13 protein-coding genes and 1 pseudogene are annotated in these 18,238 nt (G+C 70.8%); 7 read left to right on the forward strand and 7 right to left on the reverse strand.

All coding sequences use genetic code 11. The annotated features are described in order from the left end of the window. Positions 1-323: 323 nt before the first annotated feature. Both ACZ6QO_RS15095 and ACZ6QO_RS15100 read left to right on the forward strand, forming a co-directional pair. Positions 324-962, forward strand: a complete 639-nt coding sequence (locus ACZ6QO_RS15095) for a DedA family protein (RefSeq protein WP_465851021.1) — start codon at positions 324-326, stop codon at positions 960-962. A gap of 267 nt (positions 963-1,229) precedes the next feature. Next, positions 1,230-3,011, forward strand: coding sequence for a thiamine pyrophosphate-requiring protein (locus tag ACZ6QO_RS15100; protein ID WP_465851023.1), 1,782 nt, complete (start codon positions 1,230-1,232; stop codon positions 3,009-3,011). Positions 3,012-3,087: 76 nt separating this feature from the next. Here ACZ6QO_RS15100 and ACZ6QO_RS15105 read toward each other — a convergent pair whose 3' ends face one another. Next, positions 3,088-3,630, reverse strand: a complete 543-nt coding sequence (locus ACZ6QO_RS15105) for a hypothetical protein (protein ID WP_465851024.1) — start codon at positions 3,628-3,630, stop codon at positions 3,088-3,090. 437 nt (positions 3,631-4,067) lie between these two features. Then, on the reverse strand, positions 4,068-5,063 hold the full coding sequence (locus ACZ6QO_RS15110) for a LuxR C-terminal-related transcriptional regulator (RefSeq protein ID WP_465851026.1): 996 nt from the start codon (positions 5,061-5,063) through the stop codon (positions 4,068-4,070). Between the two features lie 922 nt (positions 5,064-5,985). On the opposite strand from ACZ6QO_RS15110, the gene ACZ6QO_RS15115 reads away from it, so the two are divergent. The 5 genes and pseudogenes from ACZ6QO_RS15115 (at position 5,986) to ACZ6QO_RS15135 (ending at position 11,361) form a co-directional block, all read left to right on the forward strand. Continuing rightward, the gene (locus tag ACZ6QO_RS15115) at positions 5,986-6,804 is read left to right on the forward strand and encodes a helix-turn-helix domain-containing protein (protein ID WP_465851027.1); all 819 of its coding nucleotides are present in this window, start codon (positions 5,986-5,988) and stop codon (positions 6,802-6,804) included. Beyond that, positions 6,795-6,992: a DUF397 domain-containing protein gene (locus ACZ6QO_RS15120; protein ID WP_465851029.1), complete on the forward strand. Its 198-nt coding sequence runs from the start codon at positions 6,795-6,797 to the stop codon at positions 6,990-6,992. Before ACZ6QO_RS15115 ends, ACZ6QO_RS15120 begins: the two co-directional genes overlap by 10 nt. A 63-nt stretch (positions 6,993-7,055) precedes the next feature. Then, positions 7,056-7,607: pseudogene (locus ACZ6QO_RS15125) on the forward strand (GNAT family N-acetyltransferase); the annotation flags it as partial. Positions 7,608-7,793: 186 nt separating this feature from the next. Next, positions 7,794-10,856: a hypothetical protein gene (locus tag ACZ6QO_RS15130; RefSeq protein WP_465851030.1), complete on the forward strand. Its 3,063-nt coding sequence runs from the start codon at positions 7,794-7,796 to the stop codon at positions 10,854-10,856. Between the two features lie 325 nt (positions 10,857-11,181). Continuing rightward, positions 11,182-11,361 (forward strand): hypothetical protein, encoded by a 180-nt coding sequence (locus ACZ6QO_RS15135; protein WP_465851031.1) that lies wholly within the window; start codon positions 11,182-11,184, stop codon positions 11,359-11,361. A 49-nt stretch (positions 11,362-11,410) separates the two neighbouring features. Here the strand turns inward: ACZ6QO_RS15135 and ACZ6QO_RS15140 are convergent, their stop codons facing one another. The 5 genes from ACZ6QO_RS15140 to ACZ6QO_RS15160 all read right to left on the reverse strand — a co-directional run bounded on the left by ACZ6QO_RS15140 (position 11,411) and on the right by ACZ6QO_RS15160 (position 18,078). Next, complete coding sequence (locus tag ACZ6QO_RS15140; protein WP_465851033.1) at positions 11,411-11,800, reverse strand: sensor histidine kinase; 390 nt, start codon at positions 11,798-11,800, stop codon at positions 11,411-11,413. Between the two features lie 348 nt (positions 11,801-12,148). Further along, positions 12,149-14,137, reverse strand: a complete 1,989-nt coding sequence (locus ACZ6QO_RS15145) for a bifunctional copper resistance protein CopD/cytochrome c oxidase assembly protein (protein WP_465851035.1) — start codon at positions 14,135-14,137, stop codon at positions 12,149-12,151. Beyond that, positions 14,134-14,742 carry a copper resistance CopC family protein gene (locus ACZ6QO_RS15150; RefSeq protein WP_465851037.1) on the reverse strand — a complete coding sequence of 203 codons (609 nt, stop codon included), beginning with the start codon at positions 14,740-14,742 and terminating at the stop codon, positions 14,134-14,136. The genes ACZ6QO_RS15145 and ACZ6QO_RS15150 overlap by 4 nt, the downstream gene beginning before the upstream one ends. 163 nt (positions 14,743-14,905) lie before the next feature. Then, the gene (locus ACZ6QO_RS15155; protein WP_465851038.1) at positions 14,906-16,207 is read right to left on the reverse strand and encodes a helix-turn-helix domain-containing protein; all 1,302 of its coding nucleotides are present in this window, start codon (positions 16,205-16,207) and stop codon (positions 14,906-14,908) included. A 221-nt stretch (positions 16,208-16,428) separates the two neighbouring features. Further along, on the reverse strand, positions 16,429-18,078 hold the full coding sequence (locus ACZ6QO_RS15160; protein ID WP_465851039.1) for a PucR family transcriptional regulator: 1,650 nt from the start codon (positions 18,076-18,078) through the stop codon (positions 16,429-16,431). Between the last annotated feature and the right edge of the window lie 160 nt (positions 18,079-18,238).

Raw genomic sequence — 18,238 nt, forward strand, 5'->3', positions numbered from 1 at the left:
CCACTCCACCACTCCATCCGACCGGCCCGACGCGACCGTCACGCCTGCACGACTCCATCGAGCCCGACTCCATCTGATCGGGTGAACGTGACCGTCACCCCCCACCGCATCCGACCGGGCTCTTCGGTCATGTCCCCGACACTAATGACCTGATCTTCGCGATGAGCAGGCCGACCTCTGCCCTGTGGACAACTCCTCTACCAGACCTGAGAGAGGGGCTTCGACACCTGGTTTTCCACAGGATGCGCCCGGGAGATGCCGTCCATGGGACCGATATCAGCCCTCATGCCGCGAGATGCCCGATCTTGCATAGCGTGTGGGGCATGGACACGACCGTTGACGGGGTCGCCGGATGGGCGACCAGGATGATGGAGCAACTCGGGGCCCCGGGTGCCGGCCTGGCCATCGCGCTGGAGAACCTGTTCCCTCCACTGCCGAGCGAGGTGATCCTGCCGCTCGCCGGATTCACCGCCAGCAGGGGGGACATGAGCCTGTTCGACGCGCTGCTCTGGACCACGCTCGGCTCGGTGATCGGCGCTCTGGCGCTGTACGGCATCGGAGCCGCGCTCGGGCGAGAACGCACGGTGGCGATCGCCGCACGCCTCCCGCTGGTCAAGACGGCCGACATCGAGAAGGCCGAGGCATGGTTCGGCAGACACGGGGCGAAGACGGTGTTCTTCGGAAGAATGATCCCGATCTTCCGTAGTTTCATCTCGGTGCCCGCAGGAGTGGAGCGAATGCCGCTTGTCACCTTCCTCACGCTCACGACCCTGGGAAGCCTGATCTGGAACTCGGTCTTCGTGCTGGCCGGATACCAGCTGGGCGAGAGCTGGTCGCTGGTCGAGAGCTACGCGGGCATCCTGTCGAAGTTCGTGCTGGCGGCCGTCGTGCTGGCCGTGGTGACGTTCGTGGTCGTACGGCTGTCCGACAGACGAGGCAAGGGCAGGCACGCCTCCCGCTGACCGGCGGCGCGGACGGACATCGGCCGACCCGGCGGCGCGGGCGGACATCGGCGGCACCGCCGCCAAGGGACGACCACCAAAAGGACGAGCGCCAAGGGGACGACGGCGATGAGCGGGTAGGACCGCCGTGCGCTCGCCGCACCGCGCCTTCCGGTCTCCCGAGCCGGAAGGGGGCAGACGGCGCGGGCGTCGATCTTCTACGCTCAGCAGTCGACGCAGCATCAACACGATAAATACCTCTATGTCAGTTATGTCAGGAGATACCGCGTGGACGACTTCCAGCCGGCGACCACCGCCGAGCACCTGCTCTGGCTGCTCGCCGAGCACGGTGTGGAGCACCTCTTCCTCAACCCCGGCACGGACTCCGCTCCGCTGCAGGAGGCGATCGCCACGCTGGCCAAGGCGGGCGTGCCCACGCCGAAGGTCATCATCTGCTCGTTCGAGTCGGTCGCGCTGGCCGCGGCGCACGGCCACTGGCAGGTGACCCGGCGCCCGCAGGCGGTGTTCGTCCATGTCGACGTGGGCACGCAGAACCTCGGCGCCATGATGCACAACATGCTGCGCGACCGGGCCGGAGTGATCGTCATCGCCGGCAAGACGCCGTACGCGGAGGAGCCCGGCGCTCCGGGCGGGCGTTCCCACACCATCCACTGGCAGCAGGACGTCGCGGACCAGGCCGGCGTCGTCCGCGGGTACGCCAAGTGGGTCATGGAGATCACCCGTCCCGGCATGCTGGCCAGGGCGATCGGCCGCGCGGTGCAGATGGCGACGGGCGGCGTGCCCGGCCCCGCGTACCTCATGGTGTCCAGGGACGTCCTGATGGACCCGCCCGCGCCCGAGCTGGGCCGCACCACCGGCTATGCCGTCCCGCTCCCGCCCGCGGCCGACGCCGAGACCGTGCGGTGGATCGCCGAGCGCGTGGCGGGGGCCGAGCGACCCCTGCTCATCACGGCGAAAGTGGGCCGCCGGGCCGAGGGGTTCCACGCCGTCACGCGCCTGGCCGACCTCGCCGGGGTCCGGGTCGTCGACCTCGCCGAGAGCGGCTGCGTCAACATCTCGACGTCGCATCCAATGAACCTGCTGTCGGCGGCGGAGGCCCAGCGCGCCGTGGAGGAGTCGGATCTGATCATCGTCGTGGACGCGGACGTGCCGTGGATCCCGAGGTTCACCCAGCCGCGGGACGACGCCACCGTCGTGCACATCGACGTCGACCCGCTCAAGACCGACATGCCGATGTGGACCTTCCCCGTGGACGTGGCGGTGACCGCCGACGGCGCCACGGCGCTGGGCCAGATCGCCGACCGGCTGGAGGAGATGGGTCACACTGCTCCCTCGGCGGACGCCGCCGGCACCGCGCCCGGGACGGACGCGGCCGTCCCGTCGTCCGCCGGCACGACGAGCGACACCGACACCGACACCGACACCGACACCGACACCGGCACCGGCACCGGCACCGGCACCGACGCCGGCTCCCACGCGGGGCCGATGACCGGGCCGGAGGTCGTCTCCGCGCTGAACGCGGTGCTCCGCGCCGACGACCTCGTCATCGAGGAATCGGTGACCAACTCCCGCGCGCTGCACGAGAACCTCGACCGCACCGAGGCCGCGACCATGTACGGCACCGGGTCCCCCGGCCTGGGCTGGGGGCTCGGCGGGGCGGTCGGCGTCAGCCTGGCCTCGCCGGGACGCCGGGTGGTGACCGTCGTCGGAGACGGCAGCTTCATGTTCGGCGTGCCGACGGCGGCGCTGTGCCTGGCGGCCGAGGCGGGCGCGCCCATCATGGCCATCGTGCTGAACAACGACGGGTACCGCGCCAGCAGGCTGCCGGTCTTCGAGCTGTTCCCCGAGGGGATCTCCGCGACGCGCGGAGATGCCGAGGGGACGCGTTTCAGCGCGCCACCCGACTTCGCCGCCGTCGCGCGGGCCTGCCACGCGCACGGTGAGACCGTCACCGAGCGGGCGGACCTGCTGCCCGCCCTGCGGCGCGGCCTGGAGGCCGTCGAGGCGGGACGTTCCGCGGTGGTGGACGTCCACATCGCCCGGGACTGACCCCCGCCCCGCGGCCGTTGGACGCAGGTCCTCCCCGTCGCCGCCCACCCGGCGACGGGAAGGACCTGCGCGCTCGTCAGGCCTGCGGCAGCGCGTCGCGCCGCCTGTGGCCGACCTCGACCCTGAGGCCGCGGTCACCGGCGCCGACGGACTGGCCGTCGCAGTACGCCGCGTACGCGAGCGCGCGGAACACCCGCTCGCGCCGCCGGAGCAACCGCGCCGGATTCCTCGGCATTCCCGCCCTGATGTACAGCACATTCGTCGACGACACGCCGAGCCCTCCCAGCTCCGGCATCCGGACGACCGTGACCTCCTCGGCCCGGCCGGTGACCCGGCTGCCCGACGGCGTCTCGCGGACCTCGAACGACATCACCCCTGCCCTGCATTCGATCTCGATTTTCAGCACGTCCCCACTGCGCATCACGGGCACAGCCCTACCGGTCGCCCTTTCCCGCCATGTCAGACCAGCCTGCATCGCGATCTGAGCGGCCTTCTCCGGAGTCAGCGGGAATTCGCCGGCGAGCGACAGAAGCGCGTCGTTCCCCAGACGGTTCATCCACGAATAGACGACTCCGGACAGCAGCGTGATCCCGAGGATGGCGATGGTCAACCCCTCCATAGCCTGCTCCTCGCCTGTGCCGGTACCACCGGCGACGTCGACCCGTCTCCCCCCGTGTCGACTGCCGGAGCCGCCAGGTACCGACAAACCCCTCCCTCTTGACATAAGGACGATATCCGCACCGATCACCCATAGCGCCACCCACCCGGACGGGTTTTCCAGCACGGTGCCGCAGTACTAAGTACTGCCTAAGCTCGCTAGGTGAAGAGGCGGAAACGATCGGTGACGAGAACCGAAGGGCCGGCCGCCCCGAAAAATCTCTCAAACGGCACCAGAAAGGCGTAGAGCGGCGCTCGAACGTGCATGCGCACGTGAATCGCAGATCGTTCGCAAGTAACGTGCGGCCGGCCGCGACCGGGGAGAACACGCCTGCACATCGGGGGAGGTCGCGCGGACGCGCGGACTCGGACGCGCCGGGACGGCCGAAGCGGACGACGCTAGTCGAAGAATTGCTCCAGCTTCGCCGCGATACCGGACCGCTGCTCGACACCGAGCTTGCGCAATATGCGAGAGACATGCCCTTTGATAGTGGATTCGGTGACGAAAATTCTGGCGGCGATCTCCTTGTTCGTCATGCCTCCCCGGGCGATCAGCAGTGCGATCTCGCGCTCCTTGGACGACAGCGAGTCGAGCAGGTTCTGGGCCCGGACCGAGGGCCGGGCGATGATGTCCATCGTCTCGGTCTGCCCCCGCTCGCAGCGGTACCGCAGCTCCCTGACCAGCCGCACCAGCTCGCGCTCGCCCATCGGGATGGCCTCCTCGAGGGCGCAGATCTTGCTGTGCAGCTCGGAGAGGATCTCCGTGACGTCCTGCACCACCTCGACGACCGTGGGCTGGTCGGACTCCGATCCGGGTGCGGGGACGGCGAGCTCCTCCCGGTTCAGCTCGTCCTCCCTCTCGCGCGCGAGGACGGTGGCCACCGACCGCGCCGTCCACTCGAAGGCCCGTACATGCTCTTCGGTGTAGGCGTGGCTCTTGTAGGTCTGGATGGACGCCAGGCCGATCACCACCTGCTCGCCGTCACGCGTCTCGAACATCGGGATCGTGATGGCGTCGGCCGACACCCGCTGCTCGTCGCCGAAGGCCACGCCGTGGTGCAGGAGCATGCCGTTGTCGCTGGCGAAGGTGTAAGGGCGCTTGTGCTTGAGTATCCACGCGGCCTGCCCGGTCGGCCCGTACCCGAAGACCTCCGGAGGCATGTAGCTCTTGACGGCGACGGCGTCGTCGTAGGTGTACGGATAGACGATCCTGCGTCCCTCCCGGTAGAACCCCACATAGAAGGCCTCGACGCTGCAAATGGTGCTCATGGCGAAGCGCCAGTAGTCGAAGAGCGCGTGATGGTCGCCCATCCGCATGCGAATTCCCCGGTCGGCCATACTCAGGGCCGACGCGACGTCCGGCGAGAACCCGGATTCCGAACGAACCACCGACACTCGTCCCTCCTTGACCAGTTCGGCGTCCATGGACCCACGTCCAGAACATAAACGGGACGTGCTTGTAGAGCCTTACTGACTGACGTCCGTCTGTCATCATTTCACCGGCATTGGTGCCATTAAGTGATCGTTTCACACCCCGACCAGGCCGAAGAACACGGCATACGATGCCGTACAAGCCGCTGACCTCGGTCGATGCCACTTCGTTATAAGAGACCGGCGAGAAGTCGCGGCGCGGCCGAAACGGCGCCCACGGGCGACGCCGGCCGGGAATCCACGGGCCGGAGTCAAGAACCGTGCGACGAGGGGAACAAACGCGCCACGGCCGCGCATCACCCGCGCGTATGCACCGTTCCCATACGGACGCGGCGGGCCCCGCGGCCACCGCCGAGACGAACGGCCACTCCGGGCGCACGCGGGCGCCGGCACCGCGCTCACCCGGCGCGGCGCCCGCGCACGCCTCACGGTTCTCTCACGCGTTCCCGCGAATCGCGAACGACCGCTGACGCCATGGCGTTTCCCGCCGCGAGAACATTCAGCGGGCCGAATTCATAGGGGGCGCGGCGGTCGCCGGCACGCCGTCCGATAAGCGCGGCAGGCCTGGACGACGGCGGCTTCACCGGCCGCCGCGGCACCGGCGGCCACCCGGCATCACAACGGCATGAGTTCGAGGGTGAAAGCCCGGGAAAGGGCCGCCCATGCCGTGCCGTCATGGGCCGGCACGCCCCTTAGGCGCCGCGCGCCATTCCCGGCACATCACGACGCGGTGGCGCACAGGATAACAAATGCGCCTTCCCATGGTACGCACGATCCATTACCTTGGGTATCCGATTGACTACACACCGGAACCACGATCTCCGTGGCACGGTCGTCACCCCATGCCATTCCTCTCAAAATGGAGAAGACGCTTCAAATGCCACATATGACTAGAATCAACCCCGAGGAATCCGCCCGTTCCCGTTTCGCCTACGAACTCCAGCGCCACCGCGTACTGGCCGGGCTCACCCAGGGGCAGCTCGGCCGGCGGGTCGGCTTCTCCGGCAGCCTCGTCGGCGCGGTGGAGAACCTCAAGCGCACCCCCAGCGAAGACTTCGCCAAGCGCTGTGATCAGGCCTTCGGCCTTGACGGAGTGCTCCAGGGCCTCCACCTGGAAGGCTGGCCTCCCCCGCCGCCGGTCGCCGACCATTTCCGCGATTTCACCTTCGAGGAGCGCCGGGCGACCGCAATTCAAACCTGGGACCCGATGCTCGTTCCGGGGATCTTCCAGACCGAGCCATATGCGCGGCGAATCTTCAGCCGCGCGCCCGACAGCACGCCGGAAACGGTCGAGGAACGGGTGCTCGGCAGGATGCAGCGCAAGAACGTCCTGTCCCAGGAAAATCCGCCGTCGATCCTCAGCCTGATGGACGAGGGCGTTCTCCGCAGGCCGATCGGCGGCAAGGAAGTGATGCGCGACCAGATGCTCCACCTTCTGCAAATGGCGGAGCATCCGCGGGTGACGATCCAGATCGTTCCGTTCGACGCCGAGGCTATCCCCGGGCTGCTTGCCGGATTTGTTATAGCCGAACAGCGTGGCACCCCATATACGGTATATGTGGATTCGGTGCCGGACGGGCGCACGATGAGCGATCGAAACGCGATCGCTTCGCTCACCGCTCGATACGACGCCATCAGGGCGGAGGCATACCCCCAGTCCCTGTCGCTCAAGGTAATCAAGGAAGCGGTAGACAAATGGACCTGAGTCAGGCGTTATGGCGCAAATCATCGTGGTCAGGTGACAACGGCGGCCATTGCGTCGAGGTGGCGAGCAACCTCGCGGACGAGGATGCGATCGCCGTCCGCGACTCCAAGAACCCCGACAGCCCTCCCCTCGTCTTCACCTCCGGCGAATGGTCCACGTTCGTGCACATCCTCAAGACCGGCCGTTAGCGCCGTCCGGCCGATCACGCGAGCCGCCCTCGCGGGCGGCGCCTCCGAGCAGCGCGCACCGCACGGAAACGACTGTTCACCAGCGGCCACGGCGGCGACAATGAGCCGATGAGCATCCGTATGGCCGCCCTCGACGAGCTTCCCCTCCTGCAGGAGATCGAGCGCGCCGCCGGGCGATCCTTCCACGACCTCGGCATGTCCCCGGTCGCGGAGGACGAGCCCTTCTCCGTCGAGGTCCTCGCCGGCTACCAGCGCGCCGGGCGCGCGTGGGTGAAGGCCGACGCCGGCGACCGGCCGGTGGCCTACCTCCTCGCCGACGTGGTCGACGGCAACCTCCACCTGGAGCAGGTGTCGGTGCATCCGGCCTCGGCCCGCCGGGGCATGGGACGCTCGCTCATCGACCACGCCGCCGCCTACGCCACGGCGGAGGGCCTTCCCGCCCTCACTCTGATCACCTTCACCCGCGTGCCGTGGAACGCCCCCTACTACCAGCGGTGCGGGTTCTGGTCCCTGGACGACGCCGAGCTGACTCCGGGGCTGCGCGACCTGCGCAGGCGGGAACGCGCGCTCGGCCTGGACCGCTGGCCCCGGGTGTGCATGCGCCGCGATCTCTGACCGCCGGGGCGAGACTCTGCCTATGCTGGTGCGGCCGGGCCACCCCGGGCCCGGCGAGCACGGCCGTCCGCAGGGGACGGCCGCGTGGCGGCGACGCCACACCACCGTGATCCCCCGCACCTCTCCCCTGCCTTCGAAAGACCAGAAAGCGAGCGCCTCGACCCCCTGCCGATCCGGAGTGAGCCAGTGACCCCTGCACCGCCGCCCTCCCCGAGTCCGGAAGAGCCGGCGGCCGTGATGCCCGGCGCCGCCTCCGGAGGCGAGGCGGGCACGGTCGCGCGGCACGATCCTGACGAGAGCTACCGGCGGCGGCACGAAGGCGTGCGCGAGTTCCTGCGCGTCTTCGACCAGATGCGCGTCCGGCCCACCTGGCGCGCCGGGGACGTCCCGCTGCCCGTCGTCTGGGTCACCGGGCAGTACGCGGCGACGTCCGCGGTGGTCCAGGCGCTGGAGGCCCGCTGCGACGGCACCCCGTTCGCCCACCTGGCGCCCGCCGCGGAACCGGCGCAGGCCACGCCGGCCGGGGAGCGCCCGGTCCCGCCGTACACCGCGATCGCGGCGCGGCTCCGCCAGGTCACGCGCGACCTGGCGGCCGTCGCCCCGCCCGGCGAGGCGCACCTGCGGTTCCCGTTGTTCGCCCAGGTGCTGTGGATGCTCGACCTGCAGGTGCCCGAGGACGAGCCCGACCGCCTGCACGACGGCGTGAAGAAGGCCGTGCGCCAGCGCCGCAGGCAGATCAGCGCGGGCACGGGCCAGGACCGGCGCACCTTCTGGGCGAACGTCCGCGCCTACGCGGAGGGCCCGCTGCCCGCCTGGGCCGCCGCCACGGCCATCCTGAGCGCCGGGTGGGCCGATCAGCTGACCACGCTCTTCGGGGTGTGCGCGATCCTCGCCGGGCCGGTCATCGGAGCGTTCCATGTTCTGCTGCTGTCGCGTAACTGGGCCGGGCGGCGCCGCTACCGGTGGTTCCGCCGCCAGCCGTTCCTCATGCCCGGCCAGCGCCGCAACCAGCCGCACGACATCACCACCTTCGCCGTGCGCCTGCTGCAGTTCCGCCGCCGCGCGGCAGCCCTTCCCGGCGGCGCGGGCGCGGCGCCATCCGGCCCTCCGCCGCACCCGAGCCGGCGGGCCGGCGCCCCGCAGGGCGTCACGCCGCAGGTGACGACGCTGCCCCAGGTGGCCGCCGTGCCCGACGACCCCGCGACGGCCGGCACGTCGGGCGCGCCCGGCCCGCAGGCGTGGGCGACGGGGGCCGAGCCCGGCGAGGACCGCAAGACGCTGGAGGCCGTCCAGGCGAACGAGGGCATCGAACGCCTCCTGGTCAACGCCTTCCTTGAGGACCTGCGACAGGGATACGAGCGCCGGCTGTGGAAGGTGTGGCGTCGGGTCGCCTGGGCGCGCACCTCCTACCCCGTGCTGCTGGCCGAGGGGGACGGCCACCCCCTGGTGGCGCGCATCGAGGAGGTGCGCGCCATCACCTGCCTGTCCGACCCGCTGCTCGTCGTCGTGACCGGGGCCGGCGACCAGGCCGGCCTCCCAGCGGTCCGGACCGGCGGCGCGCCGGCGCCGGTCATGACGGGCCGGCCCGAGCTGACCGAGGAGCTGTGGCGGCAGTGGGGAAGGGAACTGGCCAGGGACCGCGCCCTCGGCTCCCACCGCGTGCTGCGCATCGAGACCGAGCCCAAGGACGCGCCCATCCTGGAGAAGATCCACGTGCCGGTCCGCGGCCGGCGGCGTCCGGTGCTGGCGCACCCCGTTCTGCCGTGGGTCGCGGTGACCGCCCTGGTCGCGCTGTCGCTGGCGCGCGTCCTCGCGACGGCCACCGGCAGCTGCGGCCCGGACATCTGGCGCACCGCGAGCGGCGAGTGCGTGGGCATCAGCGACGGCGGTTTCGTCTTCAACCCGCGGCTGGCGCCCGTGCTCGGCCGCATCGACGAGCAGAACCGCTCCGTCCTCGCCTCGCGCAACCCCTACGCGACGGTGATCTACTTCGGGAAGCTCACCACCTCGGGGCGGGCGGTCGCCCAGGCGGACGACGCGCTGACCGACATCCACGGCGAGCTGGCCGGCATCGCCCTGGCGCAGGGCAGGCTCATCGACAACAGCGGCGACGGCAGCAAGCTGCAGATGCGGGTGCTGGTCGCCAACGCGGGCGCCGACTTCGAGTACGCCCAGGACGTGGCCCGCCGGGTGCTGCGCAGGATCGACGAGGACCCGAGCGTCATCGGCGTGGTCGGCCTCGGCGAGAGCAGGCAGGACGTCCAGGCCGCCCTGCGGATCCTCGCCCGCAAGGCCGTGCCGGTGATCAGCACCACCTCGACGTACGACGATCTCGGGCTGCGCGGCGACGGCGACACCTACATCCCGTCCCACTTCCCGCTGGCCCCGCCCAACAGCCTGCTGGCCGAGGCCGCGGCGCGCTGGGCGAGACAGGGCGTCCCTCAGCGGGGAGTCCCGCCCGCGCGCACGGCGGCCGTTTTCACCGACACCATGCTGAGCGATCTGTTCACCAAGGACCTCGGCACCAGGTTCGTCAGCGCCTTCGGCAAGGGGGCCACCCCGGTGGAGTACTCCAACGCCGCCCTGCTGGAGGAGAAGGTCACGCAGGTCTGCACGAAGCCGGTCAAGCCAGACCTGGTGTACTACGCCGGGCGTACCGCGCAGTTCGGCACCTTCATCGACGCGATCGCCAAATCGCAGTGCCACCGGCTCACGGTGATGGCCAACGACGACATCACGCAGTACGTCAACGACTACGCGCCCACGCTCGGCCGCAACAACCGGGTGCGGGTGATGTACGTGGCGCTGGCCGCCGAGAGCGCGTGGGCGAACGTCCCCGCCGAGTTCAGGACCGACTTCTACCACCGGCTCGGCGCGCTGATCGGCGACCTCGGCATGGGCAGGCTGCCGAGCACCGACCTGCCGTCCAAGGAGTACGCCGTTCAGGCCCAGGACGCGGCGGAGGTGCTCATCCGGGCGGCCCAGGTCGCGTTCACCGGACAGGGCGGCCCGGCGAGCGCGCCCGGCGAACCGGGGGTGGTCGACCGGGCCGGCGTGCTGCTCGCGCTGGAGAAGCTCCAGGAGATCGACGGCGACAGCGGGCTGGTCAAGCTGCACGGCGCTGCCGACGGCCGGCACGCACTCGACCGGCCGATCCTGCTGGTCACCGTCGACCCGAACGGCGCGCAGGTCGTGATCCGCCAGTGCGGCCGCCTCTACGCCCAGCAGAACCCCGCCTCCCTCTGCTGACCCGGGAGCCGAGCACCCGGCAGCCCACCGCCCCACCGCCCGCGCCCGGCGTCGTCCAGACCGCCCGCGGCTTTCGTCGTCCAGACCGCCCGCACCCGGCGTCGTCCTGCCCACCCCCGGCCGTGGTCTTCCTGCCCCCCCTCGGCCGTCGTCGTCCTGATTGCCCGCCGCCGGCGTCGTCCTGGTCGAACGATCGGGCGCCGCGCCCGATGTCTCTGGCCGGTCGAACGATCGGGCGCCGTGCCGCGTATCTCCGGTCAGCCGCGGCGCCGGCTTCCAGCCGGGTGGCGTGCCGCGGGAATCACCGGCACGGAAGGGGACATGGATGACGGACCCGCGCAGGACACCTGGTCACATCCCTGCTCTGAGCCTCCTGGCACTCGTCGGCGCGCTGGCCGGCGTCTTCTTCACGGCGAAGGCGGCCCCGATGGAGGCCGCGGATCTCCGCCTCACCATCTCCCGCTCCACCGACACCTCCGGCCCATCCCCCGTCCCGGCCCCCTGACCCGGGCCCCGCACTCACGGCCGGGACTCGCCTCCGCACCCGGCGGCGCTCAGATGTGGCCGCTGACGGTCGTGCCCTCGCCGACGACGCTGTTGATCGTCAGTGTGCCGCCCACCTCGCTGAAGCGCCGCTTCATCGTGTCCATGCCGCGGCCGGTGCGCCCCGGCGGGAAGCCGATGCCGTTGTCGCTGATGGTGAGCCGCAGCCCGCCGGGCCCCGTGGTGAGGGCGATGGAGAGCGTGTGGGCTCCGCTGTGCAGTTCGACGTTGGCCAGCGCTTCCAGCACCACGGCGTAGACGGCGTCGGCCACCGGACCGGTCACCGGGCCGGCGCCTCCGTCTTTGGGCATGGCCCATACCTCGACGGTGATCCCCGTGCGCTCCGACCATTCCGTCAGATAGTCCTCGATCGCCCGCGCCAGACTCCGCTTTCCGCGCATGCGCAACTCTTCGTACAACTCCCCCAACCCTTCTGGGCCGCGCACCGCTCAGGGCCGCGTGATCCCGGCCCCACCGCGTCGCCGCCCATGGGATGGCGGGACGCTACCGGCGCGTGCTTGAAGAGCGGTTGAGAAAAATCGCTCGGAGTGGAGGCGAGACCACCCCGGGAGGCGGATCTGCCGTGAGCCCGCCCTAGGGGTTTATGCCCGAACTCCTTGATGCCACGCTACCCGCAGGTAGGTCGCGGCGCGGCGGCCGAGGCGGCTGACCTTTCCTTTCTCACTACCTGTCGCCGAGTTGCGGCGCGCGGTCATCCACTGAGGCCCGTCACGATCATGCGCCGGCGGTCACTCGCGGCCGGTCTTGTTCAGCCGCGCGAGGTAGTCGTTGTAGGCGTCCAGCTCGGCGTCGCCGGTGCCGCCCTCCTTGGCGGCGCGCGCGTCGGCGCGGCGGTCGGCCCGCGTGGCCGTGCGCTGGTCGTCGCGGTACCACTGGAAGGCGAGGGCGATGAGCACGATGAGAGTGGGGATCTCGCCGAAGGCCCACGCGATGGACCCGCCCGTGCTCTGGTCGGCGACTCCACTGGCGCCCCAGGTGCGGCCGAGCTGGTCGTACCACTCACCGGCGAGCGGGGTGCCCATGTTCATCAGCGCGATGCCGAAGAAGGCGTGGAACGGCATGGTGACGAACAGCAGCAGCAGCCGCCCGACATAGGGCAGCTTGGTCGGCGCCGGATCGACGCCGATGATCACCCAGAAGAACAGGGTGCCGCTGACCAGGAAGTGGACGGTCATCGCGATGTGCCCGAGGTGCTCTTCCATGGCCGCGGCGAACAGCGGGGTGAAGTAGAGGGCGTAGGTGGAGACGACGAACAGAGCCGTGGCGATGGCCGGGTGGCTGACGACCTTGACGAACCTGCTGTGCAGGATGACGGTGATCCACTCGCGCGGGCCCCGGTCGCCGCGGCGGGCGGCGGGCTTGAGCGCTCGCAGGGCCATGGTGACGGGGGCGCCGAGCACCAGGAAGATGGGCACGAGCATCGACAGGATCATGTGCTCGGTCATGTGCACGCTGAACAGCACGGGGGCGTAGCGCGCGATGCCGCTCTGGGTCGCGAGGACGAGCAGCAGCACGCCGACGCCCCAGCTGATCGTGCGGCCGACGGGCCAGTGGTCTCCGCGGCGGGCCAGCCGGACGGCGCCCGCCCCGTACAGACCGGCCAGCAGGGCGGCGATCACCGCGAAGAACAGGTCGAACCACCACAGCGTGGCGAGGTTGGCCACGGAGATCGGCGGCGGGACGAGATAGCCCAGCAGCTCGAAGGCGCGGTCGACGGGCAGGTCGAGCGGCGGCGGGGCGGTGCGCGAGAGCGCGACCGCCAGGCCGACGGCCGCCAGCATGATCATGCCCTCGGCGGCGGCGAGCCGGGTGAAGGCGCCCGGCCGCCCGGCGGTCAGCGCCGACAGCGTGCGGCCGCGATGCCACCGGCCGATCACGCCGAGCGCGGCGAAGGCCGCGATCTTGGCCACGAGGATGAGGCCGTAGGAGCTGGTGAACAGGTCGCCGATCGACGTCAGCCTGCTGAGCGCGCTGAACAGGCCGGACAGGCCCACGCCGATGAAGCACCACAGCGCCATGCGGGAGAAGCGCCGCGCCGCCAGGTCGAGATGGGGGCCGCGCCGCAGGGCGTGCGCGCAGAGCAGCAGGAGCCCGCCCACCCACGGCGCGAGCACCAGCAGGTGCAGGGCGACGCTGGTGGTGGCGAGGCTGTGGTTGGGCGCGGAGGCCGAGTGGCCGGTGAGCGCCGGCGGCAGCAGCGTCACCAGGGACAGGGTGAGCAGGCCGCCGGCGGCGCCGACGGTGATCGCGCCGCGCGAGAACAGCGCGATGGCCGTGCCGAACAGCACGACGAGGGTCAGGGCGATGCCCTGCGGGACCTGGCTGGCGTAGCTGGTCAGCTCGTCGCCGCCGAGGACGTCGCCGATGGGGCTGCCCAGGGTCTCGGAGAGGCTGAAGACCAGGGTGGAGGCGGCGGACGCCGCCCACAGCAGGCCCGCCCACGAGGCGGCCCTGACATACGTCAGGGCGGGCTTGCCGAGCAGGCCCTTGTCGCTCGGGAGCAGCGCGGCGGCCATGAGCAGCAGCCCGACGCCGAGCAGGCCCGCGGTGTCCATGACGAGCTTGGACACCGGCAGCGCCCAGCGGGTGAGGGTGCCCTCGTCGGGCAGGCCGGGGATCACGCGCGGCGTGGCCGCGCCCCCCACGACCATGGCGACGGCCAGCGCGCCGAGCGCTGCGCACGTCCCCGCGACGGCGAGGCGGAGGGTCTTGCTCACGATTTCTTCCGCAGGGTGAGGGCCATGCCGATGCCGATGCCGGCCAGGCCGAAGATGACGATCCACACCCAGGTGGGCATGCCGCCGCCCTGGTCGCCCTGCTGGGAGACCGGGGTGGAGGCGCCGGGCTGCTCGCTCGTGGCGGCCGCCCCATCAGGCGAGGCGGAGGTCGCGGCCGGCTGCGAGGAGGCGGACGGAGCGCCGGCCGGAGAGGACTCGCCGGGCGACGCGCTCGACTCGGAAGCCTGCACCGTGAAGGGGATCTCGCCCTCGACGGGGTGGCCGTCGTCGGAGACCACCCGCCAGGCGATGGTGTACTTCCCGGCGGGCAGCGAACCGGCGACCTTCTGGGTGACCGTCGGACCGTCCAGCTTGGGTTTGCCGTCGTGGTGCTCCTGACCGGCGGAGTCACGGACGAGCACCACGGGGAAGCGCACGGACTCGGTGAACGTGAGCGTCACCTTGTCGAGGCTCTTGACCGTGGCCCCCTTCTCAGGGTTGCTGCTCTTGAGCGCCGTGTGGGCCAGGGCGGGGGCGGCGAAGGCCGTGCCCATGACGACGGCGACCAGGAACGCCATCGCGGCGGCGAGCGGGGAAGTCCTCATAGCACCCTAAGGCTACTCACGTGAGAGCCCGGTCCTCACCGCGCGTCGCCACCTGTGGACAACCGTGGCGCAAGTGTGAAACCGCGGCGCGGCCGGAGAACCGCGGCGCGGCGCCGGACGCCCTTGTCCCGCCCGGGCGGGACAAGGGCGCGGGCCCTTCTGTTCAGAGGCCGGCGCAGGCGAGGGCCCGCTGGTAGGCGGCCACGCTGGCGTCCTCGCGGTCGTCCAGCCGCTCCAGCACCGTGGCCGTCGCCAGCCATCCCTCGGCCGCCTTGCGGGACGCGGGCGAGTGCTCCAGCGACTCCTCCACCGCCAGCAGCTCGACGGTCGCCTCGGCCGCGTCGTTGAGCAGCAGGAGCGCGCTGGCCAGGACGAGGCGCGCCTCGTCGAGCCGCGACCTGGTGCGGTCGTCCAGCAGGTCTCTGCCCCGGCGCGCGTGCTCGGCGGCCTTCGCGGCGTTGCCGAGCACGAGCTCGGCCTTGGCCAGGTAGATCGCCACGATGGCCTGGTCGACGGTGCTCGCGGAGGTGGACGTCAGCTCGCGCTCGGCGCGCAGCAGGATGTCCCGGCAGGCCGCGGCCTCCGAGGGGCGGGTGCGGAGCAGGAGAATGGCGTACTCGAGGCGAAGGCGGGCGAGGTTGCGCGCCTCTCCGGTCTCGGACTGGACGGCGAGCGCGCGCTCGACCAGAGACAGCGCCTCGTCGTTGCGGCCGGTGCGCTGGGCGACGATGGCGGCGTTCCAGCAGGCCGCGACGGTCGAGCGGGGCGTGCCGAGCATCTCGGCGGCGGCCAGCAGCTCCACGGAGAACTGCCGGGCCCGCAGCAGGTCGCCCCGGACGTCGTAGACGCTGAGCAGGGTGGCGCCCAGCTCCACGAGGGCGTCGTTCCAGGTGGGCCTGCCGGGGCCGAGGAGGGCGTCCTCGCCGACCTGCACCGCGGCCGCCAGGTCGCCGCGCTCGCGGTAGCACCGCGTCAGGGCGACCGCGATCGCCACGGACTGGTCGGAGTTGGTCGCGTCGCTGGAGGACTCGCGCAGCCGCAGCAGGACGTTGATCGCCTCGTCGAGGTCGCCGCACGCCTCGCTGGCCAGGGCGTAGCCGTACTCGGCCTGCTGCAGAAGGGAGCGCAGGCCGGTGAGGCTGCCGTCTTCGAGAAGTTCGGCGTAACGCTGCCTGGCCTCTGCGACCTCGCCGTTGTTGAGCGCCAGGCTCGCGTAACCGAGGCGCAGTTCGAGATCTTGCATCTGCTCGGCCGTGACACCGTTGATCAGGTACGTTAGGGAGCATTCGAGCTTGGCGGCCAGCAGTTCCAGAACGGCCGCGGTGGGCGTACGCTTCCCACTCTCGATGAGTGACACATAACTGTCCGACAGTTCCGGATGTGCCAATTGCGCCTGGGAAAGACCGCGCTGGCGGCGGGTCAATCTGATTCGCTGTCCAATAAGATCTTGACCGCTCACCGGCACCCCTTCAAGATGTAAGCCCCGACATGCCCCGACCGACAGGAGTCAGCCATGCGTCGCCGCCGCCTCGCGCTTCTCGCTCTAACCGTTGCTTTTTCGACGGTCTTCAGCTTTACCGGCAATGGTACGGCCCTCATCGCGTCCCCGGCCGTGCAGAACGCCAACCTGGACGCATACTGCTGTTGATTAACCATTCGGTACTTCCTGAACCGCTCACTCGATATTCAGTTCGCACGTAGCGCAAGGAAAAGATCCACTCGGTCCGCCATCGAACCGAGATCACGTCCGGTGAGCTCCTCGACCCGCCGGATGCGATAGCGCACCGTGTTCACGTGCACGTGCAAACGTTCAGCACAGTTGTTCCACGAACCGGCGCACTCCAGGAAGACACCCAGCGTACGGACCAACTCCGACCGGTGCCGCCGATCGTATTCGAACAGCGGCACGAGGATGCGGTCGGAGAAGGACCTACGGACCTCGGCGGGGACGGTGGCGAGCAGCAAGGCGTGCGTATAGATCTCGTCACTTGTCACCACCCCTCCGCCCCGCGCCTCCGCCAGACGCCGTGCATGACCGGCCTCCTCGGCACCGCCCCGGATGCCTGTGGCGCCGGTGACCAGGGCACTGACGCCCATGGCCACCTGCGCTCTCGGCATCCCGGCCGAGAGGGCCGTCACACGTTCCCTCAACGCGTGTACCAATGCTTGCACATGAGCGTGCATTTGCCCATGCACTTGCGGGCGCACTTGCGGATGAGTGTGCATCGATTCGGCAGCGGACCTGACTCGCGGTTCGTCCCGGCTGTCCGGGGCTGAGATCGCGAGCGCCTCGACGACGCGCAGCGGCACCAGGGCCAGGGCTCCGTCCGCCCCTGGAGCGGCGACGACCCGCCGGTCCAGCAGTTCCTCCAGCACCTGACCGCCCAGCGCGGCGGGGTCGGGCCCGTCGGTGGCGCCGGGCCTGACGACGGCGGCCGTCACCACGACGTACGGCTCCTCGGCGCCGATGCCGCAGGTGCGCAGCCGGGCGGCCAGTTCGGGCGCGCTCTCGGCTCCGGCGACCGCCAGCCCGATCAGCTCCTCGGCCAGCCGCCGCTCCACCCTGCGGCCCTCCTCGGTGCGGCCCCGCTGCAGCGCGACGTAGGCCGCGAGCTCGAACCCGGTGTCGGCGTGGTCGGTCAGGTCGGAGCCGAGGACCAGGGCCCACCCGGCCGCCCGGTGCGACCGGTCGACGGCGAACAGCGTGAACGGCCCCTGCGGGGTGCGCACCAGGTGGGGCAGGCGGGCGGCCGACAGGAACTCGCGGGCGAGGCGGGCGGGCAGCTCGCCCTCCAGCCGTCCCGCGACGACGGCGCCGCTCGCCGAGACCACCGCGCCGGTGATGCCGAGCTCCTGGGCGATCATCGCGAACAGCTCGTCCAGATCGGTGCCCTCGGCGATGGTCGCGACGATGCGGCGCCGGCGGCCGAGCGCTCCCCGCAGGTCACCCGCTCCCCCGCCGCCCGCACGCCCCTCGACCGCTTCGACCGCCTCGCTCAGCGTGCGGAAGGAGACCTCGACCGGCACGTCCAGCAGCGGAAGGTCGTACTTTTGGCAGGCTTCGACCAGGTCGCCGGGCACGTGCCCGAGCAGCGCCCGCCCGGCGGCCAGCGCGGCGACCCCCGCCTTGGCCAGGGCCTGGACGAACCGCAGGGAGTCCTCAGGGTCGCGGCGCCACATCAGGCCGGTCAGCACCAGCTCGCCACCGGACAGGTAGCGCCCCGGGTCGGGCAGGTCGGTGATGTGCGCGCCGGTGAACCGCCGGTCCAGATGCCGCGCGTCGGACAGCAGCGTGAGATGGAGGCCGTCCATCGCGATCAGTTCACGTATGCGCACCTACCAAGCTAACCACTCGATTTGGACGAACCTCCAACTCATCGCCCGGCCCGTGCCCGGCGTTTCGCCGCCGCGCCTATTGGACGTCTTGAACTGGGCTGATGTACTGCCGGTGTGACCCAGACCGCACGCGGCCGCAGCCTGGAGCAGGGCGTCGGCG

It is taken from the genome of Sphaerisporangium sp. NPDC049457 (assembly GCF_055586705.1).

What these genes read in the sequence shown, in the direction of transcription:
- ACZ6QO_RS15135 (WP_465851031.1), top strand. Translation starts at nt 11,182, where the DNA reads ATGACGGACCCGCGCAGGACACCTGGTCACATCCCTGCTCTGAGCCTC.
- ACZ6QO_RS15140 (WP_465851033.1), bottom strand. Translation starts at nt 11,800, where the DNA reads ATGCGCGGAAAGCGGAGTCTGGCGCGGGCGATCGAGGACTATCTGACG.
- ACZ6QO_RS15095 (WP_465851021.1), top strand. Translation starts at nt 324, where the DNA reads ATGGACACGACCGTTGACGGGGTCGCCGGATGGGCGACCAGGATGATG.
- ACZ6QO_RS15150 (WP_465851037.1), bottom strand. Translation starts at nt 14,742, where the DNA reads ATGAGGACTTCCCCGCTCGCCGCCGCGATGGCGTTCCTGGTCGCCGTC.
- ACZ6QO_RS15120 (WP_465851029.1), top strand. Translation starts at nt 6,795, where the DNA reads ATGGACCTGAGTCAGGCGTTATGGCGCAAATCATCGTGGTCAGGTGAC.
- ACZ6QO_RS15115 (WP_465851027.1), top strand. Translation starts at nt 5,986, where the DNA reads ATGACTAGAATCAACCCCGAGGAATCCGCCCGTTCCCGTTTCGCCTAC.
- ACZ6QO_RS15105 (WP_465851024.1), bottom strand. Translation starts at nt 3,630, where the DNA reads ATGGAGGGGTTGACCATCGCCATCCTCGGGATCACGCTGCTGTCCGGA.